This is a genomic window from Chordicoccus furentiruminis, assembly GCF_019355395.1.
GTDB classification, from domain to species: Bacteria; Bacillota; Clostridia; order Lachnospirales; family Lachnospiraceae; genus Chordicoccus; species Chordicoccus furentiruminis.
The window spans coordinates 781,009-794,637 of sequence record NZ_CP048829.1; the positions used below are offsets into that span (position 1 = coordinate 781,009).

11 protein-coding genes and 2 rRNA genes are annotated in these 13,629 nt (G+C 59.3%); all 13 read right to left on the reverse strand.

The window, feature by feature from the left end:
* Nucleotides 1-192 precede the first annotated feature (192 nt).
* A 5S ribosomal RNA gene (gene rrf / locus G4C92_RS03645) occupies nt 193-310 on the reverse strand.
* A gap of 63 nt (nt 311-373) precedes the next feature.
* Nucleotides 374-1,892, reverse strand: a 16S ribosomal RNA gene (locus tag G4C92_RS03650).
* Nucleotides 1,893-2,264: 372 nt separating this feature from the next.
* On the reverse strand, nt 2,265-3,653 hold the full coding sequence (gene radA / locus G4C92_RS03655; protein WP_274941241.1) for a DNA repair protein RadA: 1,389 nt from the start codon (nt 3,651-3,653) through the stop codon (nt 2,265-2,267).
* A gap of 127 nt (nt 3,654-3,780) precedes the next feature.
* A complete protein-coding gene (locus G4C92_RS03660; RefSeq protein ID WP_274941242.1) occupies nt 3,781-4,197 on the reverse strand; it encodes an endosialidase in 417 nt (138 codons plus the stop codon).
* An 85-nt stretch (nt 4,198-4,282) separates the two neighbouring features.
* Nucleotides 4,283-6,802, reverse strand: a complete 2,520-nt coding sequence (locus G4C92_RS03665) for an ATP-dependent Clp protease ATP-binding subunit (protein ID WP_274941243.1) — start codon at nt 6,800-6,802, stop codon at nt 4,283-4,285.
* A 5-nt stretch (nt 6,803-6,807) separates the two neighbouring features.
* The gene (locus tag G4C92_RS03670) at nt 6,808-7,215 is read right to left on the reverse strand and encodes a GntR family transcriptional regulator (RefSeq protein WP_274941244.1); all 408 of its coding nucleotides are present in this window, start codon (nt 7,213-7,215) and stop codon (nt 6,808-6,810) included.
* 165 nt (nt 7,216-7,380) lie between these two features.
* Nucleotides 7,381-7,536: a rubredoxin gene (rd, locus tag G4C92_RS03675; protein ID WP_274941245.1), complete on the reverse strand. Its 156-nt coding sequence runs from the start codon at nt 7,534-7,536 to the stop codon at nt 7,381-7,383.
* Between the two features lie 180 nt (nt 7,537-7,716).
* Entirely contained in the window at nt 7,717-8,637 is a 921-nt protein-coding gene (locus G4C92_RS03680) for a MetQ/NlpA family ABC transporter substrate-binding protein (protein WP_274941246.1), read from the reverse strand.
* Nucleotides 8,638-8,786: 149 nt separating this feature from the next.
* Nucleotides 8,787-9,452, reverse strand: coding sequence for a methionine ABC transporter permease (locus tag G4C92_RS03685; RefSeq protein ID WP_274941247.1), 666 nt, complete (start codon nt 9,450-9,452; stop codon nt 8,787-8,789).
* Nucleotides 9,442-10,485, reverse strand: coding sequence for a methionine ABC transporter ATP-binding protein (locus G4C92_RS03690; protein WP_274941248.1), 1,044 nt, complete (start codon nt 10,483-10,485; stop codon nt 9,442-9,444). The genes G4C92_RS03685 and G4C92_RS03690 overlap by 11 nt, the downstream gene beginning before the upstream one ends.
* A 127-nt stretch (nt 10,486-10,612) precedes the next feature.
* Nucleotides 10,613-11,887: a phosphoribosylamine--glycine ligase gene (gene purD, locus G4C92_RS03695; RefSeq protein WP_274941249.1), complete on the reverse strand. Its 1,275-nt coding sequence runs from the start codon at nt 11,885-11,887 to the stop codon at nt 10,613-10,615.
* A 42-nt stretch (nt 11,888-11,929) separates the two neighbouring features.
* A complete protein-coding gene (gene purN, locus G4C92_RS03700; protein WP_274941250.1) occupies nt 11,930-12,574 on the reverse strand; it encodes a phosphoribosylglycinamide formyltransferase in 645 nt (214 codons plus the stop codon).
* Entirely contained in the window at nt 12,571-13,596 is a 1,026-nt protein-coding gene (gene purM / locus G4C92_RS03705) for a phosphoribosylformylglycinamidine cyclo-ligase (RefSeq protein WP_274941251.1), read from the reverse strand. The genes purN and purM overlap by 4 nt, the downstream gene beginning before the upstream one ends.
* Nucleotides 13,597-13,629 lie beyond the last annotated feature (33 nt).

Here is a 13,629-nt window from a genome sequence, read left to right on the forward strand (position 1 = left end):
AGGTGCGTTTCCATGCCTGCTGATGAACTGCGTTAAAAACACAGCGAATCAGTTCTATGACAGCCATGACGGATGCGCTAAACATTGCATGTCGCCATGATTGCTGAGGAGGTTCCAGCTCGCTTCGCTCGCTGGAACGGCTCAAAATCTAACCTCGCACTGCGCTTCGCTTGTGCTCGCCAAGATTTTGATGCCTGGCGGCCACCTGCCCTCCCGCACCGTCTCCAGTGCAGTACTCTCGGCCGTCCGGGTCTTTACCGTCGTGTTCGGCATGGGTACGGGTGTTTCCCCCGGACGCATCGCCGCCAGATTTCCTTCAGCCATCGCTTGATAGCTGAACAGTGAAACACATTTCTCTCTACTTCTCTCTTAGAAAGGAGGTGATCCAGCCGCACCTTCCGATACGGCTACCTTGTTACGACTTCACCCCAGTCATTCGCCCCACCTTCAGCAGCTCCCTCCCCTGCGGGTTGGGCCACTGATTTCGGGTGTTGCGGACTCCCATGGTGTGACGGGCGGTGTGTACAAGACCCGGGAACGTATTCACCGCAGCATGCTGATCTGCGATTACTAGCGATTCCAGCTTCGTGCACCCGGGTTGCAGAGTGCAGTCCGAACTGGGATGCCGTTTGTGGGATTCGCTCCCCCTCGCGGGTTTGCTTCCCTTTGTCCGACACCATTGTAGCACGTGTGTAGCCCAAATCATAAGGGGCATGATGATTTGACGTCATCCCCATCTTCCTCCAGGTTGTCCCTGGCGGTCTCCTCAGAGTGCCCGGCTTTACCTGCTGGCTACTGAGGACAAGGGTTGCGCTCGTTGCGGGACTTGACCCAACATCTCACGACACGAGCTGACGACAACCATGCACCACCTGTCTCCGGTGTTCCGAAGAAAGGACTCATTTCTGAATCTGTCACCGGGATGTCAAGATTTGGTAAGGTTCTTCGCGTTGCTTCGAATTAAACCACATGCTCCACCGCTTGTGCGGGTCCCCGTCAATTCCTTTGAGTTTCATTCTTGCGAACGTACTCCCCAGGTGGAATACTTACTGCGTTTGCTGCGGCACCGACAGCTCTCAGCTGCCGACACCTGGTATTCATCGTTTAGGGCGTGGACTACCAGGGTATCTAATCCTGTTTGCTCCCCACGCTTTCGAGCCTCAACGTCAGTTACTGTCCAGCAGGCCGCCTTCGCCACCGGTGTTCTTCCTGATATCTACGCATTTCACCGCTACACCAGGAATTCCGCCTGCCCCTCCAGTACTCAAGTGGTACAGTTTCCAATGCAAGCCCGGAGTTAAGCCCCGGGGTTTCACATCAGACTTGCATCACCGTCTACGCTCCCTTTACACCCAGTAAATCCGGATAACGCTTGCCCCCTACGTATTACCGCGGCTGCTGGCACGTAGTTAGCCGGGGCTTCTTAGTCAGGTACCGTCATCTTCTTCCCTGCTGATAGAAGTTTACATGCCGAAGCACGTCTTCCTTCACGCGGCGTCGCTGCATCAGAGTTTCCTCCATTGTGCAATATCCCCCACTGCTGCCTCCCGTAGGAGTTTGGGCCGTGTCTCAGTCCCAATGTGGCCGGTCGCCCTCTCAGGCCGGCTATGGATCATCGCCTTGGTGGGCCGTTACCCCGCCAACAAGCTAATCCAACGCGGGTCCATCTCTCACCGAATTTCTTTCCACCCTGTGCCATGCGGCACTGTGTGCATATGCGGTATTAACAGCCGTTTCCAGCTGTTATCCCCCTGTGAGAGGCAGGTTCCCCACGCGTTCCTCACCCATCCGCCGCTGAGTGAAAAAAGCAAGCTCTCTTCACTCCGCTCGACTTGCATGTGTTAGGCACGCCGCCAGCGTTCATCCTGAGCCAGGATCGAACTCTCTTAAGGATTTCAATCCGGATTCGGATGAAACTGACTTCGCTTTCGCTGCTCAGTTCCCCGTTTCCTTACTTTACTGCTGAGATTTTGTTCTCAATAAAATTCATAAAGGATTTTCGAGTTAGTATGTGTTTCACTGTTCAGTTATCAAAGAACTGCCGTATTTTCGCGCTCCGGGAAGGTTTCCTCCCTGCGAGTGCATTCGCTATCTTACCTCAGCTTTGACACCTTGTCAAGAGCGAATTTGTTTTTATTCGTCCGGCGTGCCTCCCGGCCTCCCGGCCGTCGGAGCCGTCCGCTCGGAGCGAACGGTTGATATAGTACCATGACGGCCGGGGTGCGTCAAGTGCATTTTTCAAAAAAGATGAAAATCGTGTTTCATCAGGAGTGCCGGCCCTCCGTCCCGATCACTGTACGGAGCGCTTCTTTAAGGCTCTCCGCTGGAACGAGACGGATGCCCTCTGTCCGGGCGAGTCCTCTCATGCAGGCCTTCGGCAGGATCACCGTATCGAAACCCAGCTTTTTCGCTTCCGCGATTCTCTGCTCCGCACGGCTGACCGCACGTACCTCGCCGCTCAGCCCTACTTCCCCGAAGGCGATCACTCTGTCTCCGATCGGAACATCCCGGAAGGCGGATGCCACGGCCAGCGCGATCCCGAGATCAACCGCCGGCTCATTCATCCGGATGCCGCCCGCGATGTTGACATAGACGTCGCAGTTCCCCAGAGACAGCCCGCAGCGCCGCTCCAGCACCGCCAAAAGCAGATTGACGCGGTTATAGTCCGTCCCCACCGCCGTTCTTCTCGGAAGGCCGAAGCTCGTGCGGACGACCAGTGCCTGGATCTCCACCAGCACGGGACGCGTCCCTTCCATCGAGCAGGCGACCACGGATCCCGACGCGCCCTCAGGTTTTCCGCTCAGCATGTACTCCGACGGGTTCGGCACTTCTCTCAGACCTGTGTCGCGCATCTCAAAGACGCCGATCTCGTTGGTGGATCCGAACCGGTTCTTCGCCGCCCGCAGAATGCGGTAGGAGGCCTGACGGTCGCCCTCAAAGTACAGAACCGTATCCACCATATGCTCCAGCACCCGCGGCCCGGCCACAGCGCCGTCCTTCGTGACATGACCTACGATGAAGATCGTGATGCCGAGGCTTTTCGCGATCATCATCAGCAGCCCCGTGGCCTCCCTCACCTGAGAGACCGATCCGGGCGCCGAAGCGACATCCTCGCTGTACATCGTCTGGATCGAGTCGATGACGCAGATCTCCGGCTTCTCGGCCTCAATCGTCTCGCGGATCACGCCGAGATTCGTCTCCGTAAAGAGATAGAGCTCCTCCGGGCAGTCCCCGATCCGTTCCGCGCGCATTCGGATCTGGCTCAGAGACTCCTCGCCCGAGATATAGAGAACCTTATGTCCGCCCGCCGCAAGATTCCGGCAGGTTTCAAGAAGCAGGGTGGATTTTCCGATTCCCGGATCGCCGCCGATCAGGATCAGCGAACCCCGTATGATTCCGCCCCCCAGCACCCGGTCCAGCTCGCCGATCCCTGTTCCGAGCCGCGTATCCTCCGCCGTCGACACGTCGCGGAGCTTCATCGGGACATTTCTCCTGGCGCTCTGCCGAAGAGAGGATCCGCTCTTCGACGCAGACGCCTTTACAGGCTCCTCAACGAAGGAATTCCACTCGTGACAGGCCGGGCACTGCCCCATCCATTTTGAGGACTCGTAGCCGCAGTTCTGACAGAAGAATACGGTTTTGCTTTTCGCCATCGCACTGTCTCCCTTTCCGGCGGCTCAGCCGGCCGCCCGAAGCGGTCCGGCCCGACCGCTCCATAGTCAGACAGGACCCCCGGATGCCGCGCATCCGGAGGTCCTGCCGCTCCTCCCGCTTCTCCGTTCAGACCTGACGGTTGATTTTCACATCCACCGACGGCACGTCGCCCAGCTCCACGCTGAAGGAAATTTTTCCTCCGACGTTGGACTTGAGCGTATCGCGAAGCTGTCCGTTGATGTAGAGACTGTATTCCACGTCCGATTCGCCTTCCACCGTGATCTGGGCGTCCTCGGGTCCTTCCACCGTGAAGCTCATCCCGTCCGCCGTCTCCTTCAGATGGCTCACCGCCGTACCCGGCTCCGACTCATAGACGAACATCTCGTTCTTCTCGAGTCTCGTGAGTTCCCGGAAGGTTTTCACCTTGTAGAGATCTCCCTCGTAAGCGAAATCCGACTTTTTCGTCTTCGATTCCAGTTCGTAATCTCCGAAGCTGATGGTTCCGTCCGCCTCCGTGCGGATCAGTTCCTTCACTGCTCCCATGCCGCTTTTCCTCCTTTTCAAGTGGCTTTTATCCGCGCGTTCTCCGCGCAATCCGTTTTGCGGATTCTCTCAGACTTCCAGTGTATCACAACTCCCGGAGACTTTCATCCGCTTCAGACGCTGAAGCCCGATCTGTTTTGTATTCCGGCCCGCTGACCCGGTTATCTTTGCGCAATATGGTCAGCTGCCCGCCGCTTACTCCGATGGAAATGCAGCAGCCCGCGCCCGCCTCGCCCCGGAGAATCATCTCCGACAGCGGGTTTTCGATCTCCGTCTGAATCACCCGGCGGAGCGGACGGGCACCGTATTTCGGCGAGAAGCCCTTCTTTGCTATGTATGCCTTCGCGGCCGGCGTGATCTGCAGCCTGAGATCCATCTGCGTCTGCGCCCGCTTTTTGAGGGACCCCAGCAGCAGGCCCGCGATCCGGCCGACCTCCGCCTCGCTCAGCGGATGGAAGACGATGATCTCATCGATCCGGTTGATGAACTCCGGCCGGAAAATCCGGCGCACCTCATCCATCACACCGTTTTTCATCGTCTCATAATCCTTCTTCGCATCGGACTTCGCCGCGAAGCCGAGACGCTTCGGGTCGACGATCGCCTTGGCGCCCGCATTCGAGGTCATAATGATGCAGGTATTCCGGAAATCCACCTTCCGTCCGTGGGCATCGGTGATATGGCCGTCGTCCAGAACCTGAAGCAGGATGTTGAAGACATCCGGATGCGCCTTCTCGATCTCGTCAAAGAGAACCACGCTGTACGGATGACGGCGTACCTGCTCCGAAAGCTGACCTCCCTCGTCGTACCCGACGTAGCCGGGCGGCGAACCGATCAGCTTCGACACGCTGTATTTCTCCATATACTCCGACATATCGACACGGATCATGCTGTCCTCGGAACCGAAGACGCACTCGGCGACCGCCTTGGACAGCTCCGTCTTGCCGACGCCGGTAGGCCCGAGAAAGAGAAAGCTTCCGGTCGGACGGTTCGGGTCCTTTAGACCCACGCGTCCGCGGCGGATCGCGCTGGCTACAGCCCGCACCGCCTCGTCCTGCCCGATCACCCGACGGTGCAGATCCTGCTCAAGACGCGCCAGTCTCCGGCTCTCCTCCTCCTTCAGTCTTGCGACCGGGATCTTCGTCCACTCCGCCACAACATCGGCAACCGCGTCCTCCGTCACGGTCATCCGGCCTTTCTTTCCGGATAATCGGGCACGGGTCCGCCCGTTCTTCTTCTCCAGTTCCTCCTGCCGGCGCTCCAGTTCCTGCGCACGCGCCATATCATGCGCAAGCACCGCCGCCTCCTTCTCCTGCCTCACGAGGGCCAGCTCGTCTCCGCTCCGCTCTGCCGCAGACGCGTGGCCGAAGTTTCCGATCCGGACCTTGGAGGAAGCCTCATCGATGAGATCGATGGCCTTGTCCGGCAATCTCCGGTCGTTGATATACCGTTCCGCGAGCCGGACCGCCGCTGTCAGCGCCTCATCCGTGATCGTGACGCCGTGATGCCGCTCGTAATAAGGCCTGAGCCCGTGCAGGATCTCAATCGCTTCCTCTTCCGTGGGCTCCTCGACCGTCACCGGCTGGAACCGCCGCTCCAGCGCCGCGTCCTTCTCAATGTATTTTCTGTATTCGTCGATCGTCGTCGCGCCGATCATCTGGATTTCTCCGCGGGACAGCGACGGCTTGAGGATGTTGGACGCGTCCAGCGCTCCCTCCGCCCCGCCGGCTCCGATGATCGTGTGAAGCTCATCGACAAACAGAAGAATATTCCGGTTTGCCGAAGCCTCCTGAACCACATGCTTGATGCGCTCCTCGAACTCGCCTCTGTACTTCGATCCGGCCACCATGCTCGAGAGATCCAGCACCACAAGGCGTTTCTCTTTCATGGAATCCGGCACCATTCCCTCCGCGATCCGGCTCGCGAGTCCTTCGACGACCGCCGTCTTTCCGACCCCCGGGTCTCCGATGAGGCAGGGGTTGTTCTTGGTCCGCCGGCTGAGAATCTGCATCACGCGCAGAATCTCCCTGTCGCGCCCGATGACCGGATCCAGCTGATGTTCCCGGGCCATCCGGGTCAGATCCCGGCTGTACTGGTCGATGGTCGGCGTCTGTCCGTCCGGCTCTCTCATCGCTTTGCCGCTCATGAGGTCCTGATCCGAGTAACGGCCCTGTGCATGCATGGCCACCAGCGTATCCGCGTAAAGCTTGCGGATATCAACGCCCATCGTGTGAAGCAGCCTCGTGCCGACGCAGTCGTAGTCCCGGAGCATCGCCAGCAGCAGATGCTCCGTACCCACCGTCTCGCTGTCCAGCTCCGCAGCCAACCGTCCCGCTTTCTCCAGAACACGCTGCGCCCGCGGCGAAAATCCGGGCCGCTCCTCGACCGCGGTGCCGCCCTGCGGCGCGATCAGCCGGTCGATCATCCGGGTCAGCTTCTCCGGCGTCACGCCGGCCTCGGACAGAACCTGGGACGCCGTCCCTCCGGTCGCCTTAAGCAGTCCGGCCAGCAGGTGCTCTGTGCCGGCATAGCTCTGGCGGTGATAGATGGCCGCCCTGGCCGCATATTGAATTGCCTGTCTTGCTTCTTCCGTATAGTTATTCTGCATTTTCCTCACTGAGCCTGATCCGGCCCGGTCTTCTCCTTCGGCTCGCCTTCGTATTCCGTATAGATCTCATCGATCATCCGGTGCATTTCCTGCTTTGAAATTCCCTTGCAGGACGCCTTCGCCAGTGTGATCGTCAGCTCATCCTTCATTTCCTCCAGCGCCTTCATCTTCTCTCCGTCCACATAGACAACCGCGCCGCGGCGCCGATCGACCGTCAGGAATCCTTCTTCCTTCAGAACGGTGTACGCCTTGTTGACGGTATGCATATTGATGCCGATCTCATCAGCCAGATCACGGACGGAGGGAAGGCTCTCTCCTTCCTGCAGCGTATTGGTTGCGATACCGATGATAATCTGCCGGCACAGCTGCCGGTAAATGGCCTCGCCGCTGTCGAAGTCAATCTCAATGTACATGGTTCACTCACCGCCTCCATCTCTGACGTCCGCTGTCCCGTTCAGGCCGGCGGACAGATGTTATACCTCCACTATAACAGAGTGAAGCGGTCCGGGCAAGCGTAAATAAAGGCAGGCCGCCCGCTTCAGGACAGCCTGCCTTCCCTTTGTGCCTGTACGGCAGCTTTATTCCGCCTCGAACTGATCCTTGCCGACTCCGCAGACCGGGCATACCCAGTCCTCGGGAAGCTCTTCGAACGGTGTGCCCGGAGCGATACCGTTGTCCGGATCACCCACCGCCGGATCATATTCATATCCGCATACGCTGCAGACATACTTCATACTGTGTCACCTCCATCCGGTTTCAGTATTCTATGAACAATAGCTGAAGTCATTATACATGATCCCGGACAGGATTTCCACCGTCATTCTGAATCGGACAGCGGCCGTTCCCGGTTCATCGCCGGCAGCATCGGCCGTTCCGGCGCGGGGCCGGCATTCCGTCTCCGCGGACGAATCCGTTCAGAACAGCGGCACCACCGCGCCGTCATAGGTCTGGTTGATATAGTCGCGCACCTTGGACGAAAGAAGCGCGGTCACCAGCGCCTTCGTCTTGTCGCTCTGCTCGTTTCCGGACTTCACCGCGATGATATTGCCGTAGGTCTTCGCGCCCAGAGATTTCTCATCCTCCAGCGCCAGCGCGTCCCTCTTGACGGAAAGACCCGCCTCGATCGCGTAGTTGCCGTTGACGACCGCGATATCAAGATCCTGAAGGGATCTCGGAAGCTGAGCCGCTTCGATCTCGTTGATCTGAAGGTTCTTCTTATTCTCGACAACATCCTTCTTCGTGGCGTTGAGCCCCGCGCCTTCCTTCAGCTTGATAAGGCCTGCTGCCTCAAGCAGATTCAGCGCACGGGCCTCATTGGTCGCGTCGTTGGGGACGCCGACTGCGGCTCCGTCAGCCAGCTCATCAAGAGACTTGGTCTTGCCGGGGAAGATACCGAACGGCTCGTAATGGATCTGCACCACGCCGACCAGATCCGTCTTGTTCTCCTTGTTGTACTCGTCCAGATACGGCTGATGCTGGAAGTAGTTGGCATCCAGATCGCCGGAGGCCAGAGCCGCGTTCGGCTGAACATAGTCCGAGTACTCCTTCACATCCAGCGTCCAGCCCTTCGCCGCCAGCGAGTCCTTCACCTGTTCGAGGATCTCCGCGTGCGGGCTCGGGGAAGCGCCGACCGTGATGGTCGTATCGCCGTCAGAGGGAGCCTGCGGAATCTCCGCGTCCACCTGCCAGTCCGGATAGGAGTACACGGACTCCGCCACCGACTCCGCACCGGAGACCGCGGCGGAGTCCGCCGATGAATCAGCGGCTGAAACGGATACGACGGACGCCGCGGCGAGAACCGCCGCCAGTCCGAAACTGATTATACGTTTTCTCATGCTTTTGTTCCTCCTCTTAAAATGAATATCCTTTTTGCCCCCGCTGCGGGGGGTACCGCCGGCAGTATCCGGACGGACATCCGGAAAAGCCGGTTCTATCTGCCTCGCGTACCGCACAAAGACGTCCGCGTCAGATACCTTTTGACCCGTCAGCGGATCCTCCGGTCTGTCTTTGACGACAGACGGTTGCCCGCCTCCTGAATCAGCTGTACAAGTACGATCAGGATCACGACGGTGACCATCATGATATCGGCCTGATACCGGTAGTACCCGTACCGGATCGCGATATCGCCCAGTCCGCCGCCTCCGACGAAGCCCGACATACAGGAATAGCCCACCACGGTCGTCAGAACCAGCGCCGCTCCCAGAATGATGGACGGCTTCGCCTCGGGGAGAAGCACCTTCCAGATGATCTGCCAGTCGGATGCGCCCATGGACTTCGCGGCCTCGATGACACCGCTGTCCACCTCGGCCAGCTCCGACTCGATCACGCGGGCGATGTAAGGCGCCGACGCGATGACCAGAGGCGGAATCACCGCCTTCGGACCAAGAGACGTGCCAACCAGCAGCCGCGTCAGCGGAATCAGCGTGATCAGCAGGATAATGAACGGAACCGAGCGGAAGATGTTGATGATCACGCCCAGAATCTCATTCACCACTGGAAGCGGGTGAATGCCGTTCTTTCGGGTGACGATCAGGATCACGCCCAGCGGAAGGCCGATCAGATAGCCGATCAGCGTGGAGCCGATCACCATATAGACGGTCTCCCAGATACCGGCCAGAATCATCTGCCATGTAGCCGCATCAAAGTTCATCTTTCCGCGCCTCCTTCCTGACGGACGGAATCGAATCGACCTCCTCGTAGGGGATCTGCGCAAAATGCAGATACTGCAGGATCTCCTTCTTCTGCTCCTCATTGTCCGGAAGCTGGATGATCATCTGCCCCCTGGCCGTTCCGCCCACGTCCCGCGTCGAGGCGTACATGATGTTCACCGGCGCCTTCGTGCGGAGCACGATGTTCGCGATCACCGGCTCCTGCGACTGTCTTCCGTCAAACGTGATCCGGTAATACCGTCCCTCGGCGAAATGCACCTCCCGGACCGCGTCGCCCAGAATCAGCTCGCGGCCGATTCTTGTCTTCGGAGCCATGAAAATATCCGTGACATTCCCCTTCTCCGCGATGACGCCGTGATCAATGATGGCCACCCGGTCGCAGAGCTGGGAGATGACGTCCATCTCATGGGTGATCACCACCACCGTGATCCCCATCTCCCGGTTCAGCTTTTTGAGCAGCGAGAGAATCGAGCTGGTCGTATTCGGATCCAGCGCGGACGTAGCCTCGTCGCAGAGCAGCACCTTCGGATTCGTCGCCAGCGCCCGGGCGATCGCCACCCTCTGCTTCTGGCCGCCCGACAGCTGCGCCGGATAAGCGCCGGCCCTGTCGGAGAGCTCCACGATATCCAGCAGCTGCCTCGCCCTTTTTTCCGCCTCTGCCCGCTTCACGCCGCGGATCTCCAGCGGAAACGTGACGTTCCGGAGCGCGGTCCGCTGCTGAAGCAGCTGAAACTGCTGGAAGATCATGCCCATCTCCTGACGGACGCTCCGCAGCTCCTTCGGACTGAGCGAGCTCATCTTCCGGCCGTCGAAAACCACCTCGCCGGACGTCGGCTGCTCCAGATAGTTGATGCATCGCACCAGTGTCGACTTCCCTGCACCGGAAAGACCGATGATCCCGTAGATTTCTCCGGGCATAATGTCGATGCTGATATCGCTGATCGCCTCCACCTTATGCTTCGCGCCCTGGAATTCCTTCCTCAGGTGCTGGATGGAAATAATCGGTTCTGTCATGAATCTCATCCCCTCAGAACTCCTACTTACTGAGTAGGTTTTCTATGTTTTAAGATAATAGCCGATTTTCGTTCGGCCGTCAAGGCATTAATGCAGATTATGAAAATGCATCCGTCCCCGGACACGCTTATGCCTCGTCGATCGCGTGCCCGATGTCATGGCGCATATACTTGTTGGCGAAGTGAATCCGTTCCGTGGCCTCGTACGCCTTGCTCCGCGCCTCCTTCAGCGTCGGGGCGAGCGCGGTGACCGCCAGCACGCGGCCGCCGGCTGTCACGATTTCGCCCTTCTCATTGAACTTCGTTCCGGCGTGGAAGACGAACTCATCATCACGCCCCTCAAACGTCTCCAGTCCCGTGATCGGAAAACCGGTCTCGTATTTCACCGGATAGCCGTCGGAAGCGAGCACGACGCAGAGGCAGGCATCCGGACGGAACTTCAGCTCCACCCGGTCCAGCGTGCCGTCGATGCAGGCGTTGATCACATCGATGATATCATTCTCCATCCGCGGGATCACCACCTGCGCTTCCGGATCTCCGAAGCGCGCGTTGTATTCCAGCACCTTCGGCCCGTCCGGCGTCAGAATCAGTCCGAAGAAGATCACGCCCTTGAACGGGCGTCCCTCCGCCGCCATCGCGTCCACCGTCTTCTGGTAGATGTGCTCACGGCAGTAGGCATCAATTTCCTCCGTATAGAAGGGACTCGGCGAAAAATTCCCCATTCCGCCGGTATTGAGGCCTGTGTCGCCGTCCCCGGCCCGCTTGTGGTCCATCGCCGACGCCATCAGCCGGATCGTCCGTCCGTCGACGAAGGAGAGCACGGAGATCTCCCGTCCGGTCAGGAACTCCTCCATCACCATCTGATCGCCGGATGAACCGAACCGCTTCTCCTCCATGATCTCGCGAACGCCCGCCTCGGCTTCCTCCCGGTTCTGACAGATCAGCACGCCCTTGCCGAGCGCCAGCCCGTCCGCCTTGAGCACGATGGGGAAGTGCGCCTTCTCGAGGACGGCGAACGCCTCCTCCGGGGAATGCACCGTGGTGTAATCAGCCGTCGGGATCCCGTACTTCTTCATCAGGTCCTTTGAAAACGCCTTCGATCCCTCGAGAATCGCGGCATTCTTCCTCGGGCCGAACACACGAAGTCCCTCCGCCTCGAACCGGTCGACGATGCCGCCCACCAGCGGGTCATCCATGCCGACGATCGTCAGATCGACCGCATGCTCCTTCGCAAACGACACGAGCCGGTCAAATTCCATCGGCCGGATCGGTACACACTCCGCCACCGACGCGATTCCGGCGTTCCCCGGCGCGCACCAGATCTTCTCCACCTGACTGCTTTTCGCGCAGGCCCAGGCGATTGCATGTTCCCGTCCGCCTCCGCCAACGATGAGTACCTTCATTTTCTTCTCCCTTCCCCGGACGTCTCCGCTCCGCTTCCGCCGTTATTCCGCGATATGGACATGCCCCTTCTCATCGACGCTGACACGTCCCTCGGAGATCAGCCGGATCGCCTCAGGAAGAATCTTCCACTCGGCCTCCCGCATGACCCGTTCCTGCAGCGTCTCGGGCGTGTCATCTTCCTTCACTTCCACCGCCTTCTGGATGATGATGGGTCCCGCGTCCAGATCCTCATTCACGAAATGCACCGTGGCGCCGGTGAGCTTCACGCCCCGCGCCAGCGCCGCCTCATGCACCCGGAGTCCGTAGAATCCCTGCCCGCAGAAGGAGGGAATCAGGGCCGGATGAATGTTGATGATCCGGTTCGGATACGCGCGGACAAGAGTCGGCGGGATCTGAAGCAGGCACCCGGCCAGCACGACGAGATCCGGCGTAAGGCTGTCCACCATCTTTTTCAGCGCTTCGTTGAACTCGTCTCTCGTGCCGAATTTCTTCGGCGTGAGCCCGATGGCGATGATCCCGTGCGCTTCAGCGCGCTTCAGCGCGTAAGCGCCCGGATTGTTGCTGATCACGCCGACAATTTCCGCTTTCTTAATCCGGCCCTTGTCGACCGCGTCGAGGATCGCCTGAAGATTGGTCCCGCCGCCCGAAACCAGAACGGCGACACGGAGCTTCTTCGCTTCACTCATATGAGATCCACTCCTTTCTCTCCGTTTTCGATCCGTCCGATGGTATACACCGTCTCGCCGGCTTCCCGGATCGCCCGCTTCGCGTTCTCCTCGTCCTCCGGCGCCACGGCGAGGACCATGCCGATCCCCATGTTGTACGTGTTGTACATAATATGCTCGTCGATGCCGCCCCTCTCCGCCAGAAGACGGAAGAGATACGGAACCTCATAGCTGTCTTTCCGGATCACGGCCCGGGTTCCCTCGCGAAGCATCCGCGGCACGTTTTCATAGAAGCCGCCGCCCGTGATATGGCTGCATGCCCGGACCGTGACACCGGCCTGCTTCACGGATTTGAGGGCATGCACATAGATCTTCGTCGGCTCTAGAAGCGCGTCGCCCAGCGTCCGGCCCAGCTTTTCGTCATAGACGGACAGTCCTTCCGGCGTGATGTCGAACACCTTCCGCACCAGAGAGAATCCGTTGGAGTGGATACCGGAGGAAGCGATCCCCAGCAGCACATCGCCGTCCGCAAGCCTGTCTCCGGTGATGATATCCTTTTCATCGACGACGCCCACCGCGAACCCGGCGAGATCATATTCATCCTCAGGATAGAAGCCCGGCATCTCCGCGGTCTCCCCTCCGATCAGCGCGGCGTCCGCCTGAACGCAGCCGGCCGCGACGCCCTTCACGATCTCCGCGATTTTCTCCGGAACATTCTTCCCGCAGGCGATGTAGTCCAGAAAGAACAGCGGCTCGCCGCCGGCGCAGGCGATGTCGTTGACGCACATCGCGACACAGTCGATTCCCACCGTGTCATGCCGGTTCATGACGAAGGCCAGCTTCAGCTTCGTTCCGACACCGTCCGTGCCGGATACCAGAGTCGGACGCTCCATCCGCTTGAAGGCTTCCATGGAAAATGCACCCGAAAAGCCGCCCAGTCCGCCGAGCACCTCGGGCCGCATCGTCTTTTTCACGTGCTCCTTCATCAGTTCAACCGCCTTGTAGCCCGCCTCAATATCGACTCCGGAACTCTTGTAATCCATCTCGCGTTCCTCTTCCTTTCCTGCCCTCCGGCA

What these genes read in the sequence shown, in the direction of transcription:
- purD (WP_274941249.1), bottom strand. Translation starts at nt 11,887, where the DNA reads ATGAAGGTACTCATCGTTGGCGGAGGCGGACGGGAACATGCAATCGCC.
- G4C92_RS03690 (WP_274941248.1), bottom strand. Translation starts at nt 10,485, where the DNA reads ATGACAGAACCGATTATTTCCATCCAGCACCTGAGGAAGGAATTCCAG.
- G4C92_RS03680 (WP_274941246.1), bottom strand. Translation starts at nt 8,637, where the DNA reads ATGAGAAAACGTATAATCAGTTTCGGACTGGCGGCGGTTCTCGCCGCG.
- G4C92_RS03660 (WP_274941242.1), bottom strand. Translation starts at nt 4,197, where the DNA reads ATGGGAGCAGTGAAGGAACTGATCCGCACGGAGGCGGACGGAACCATC.
- G4C92_RS03685 (WP_274941247.1), bottom strand. Translation starts at nt 9,452, where the DNA reads ATGAACTTTGATGCGGCTACATGGCAGATGATTCTGGCCGGTATCTGG.
- G4C92_RS03665 (WP_274941243.1), bottom strand. Translation starts at nt 6,802, where the DNA reads ATGCAGAATAACTATACGGAAGAAGCAAGACAGGCAATTCAATATGCG.
- G4C92_RS03670 (WP_274941244.1), bottom strand. Translation starts at nt 7,215, where the DNA reads ATGTACATTGAGATTGACTTCGACAGCGGCGAGGCCATTTACCGGCAG.
- purN (WP_274941250.1), bottom strand. Translation starts at nt 12,574, where the DNA reads ATGAGTGAAGCGAAGAAGCTCCGTGTCGCCGTTCTGGTTTCGGGCGGC.
- purM (WP_274941251.1), bottom strand. Translation starts at nt 13,596, where the DNA reads ATGGATTACAAGAGTTCCGGAGTCGATATTGAGGCGGGCTACAAGGCG.
- rd (WP_274941245.1), bottom strand. Translation starts at nt 7,536, where the DNA reads ATGAAGTATGTCTGCAGCGTATGCGGATATGAATATGATCCGGCGGTG.
- radA (WP_274941241.1), bottom strand. Translation starts at nt 3,653, where the DNA reads ATGGCGAAAAGCAAAACCGTATTCTTCTGTCAGAACTGCGGCTACGAG.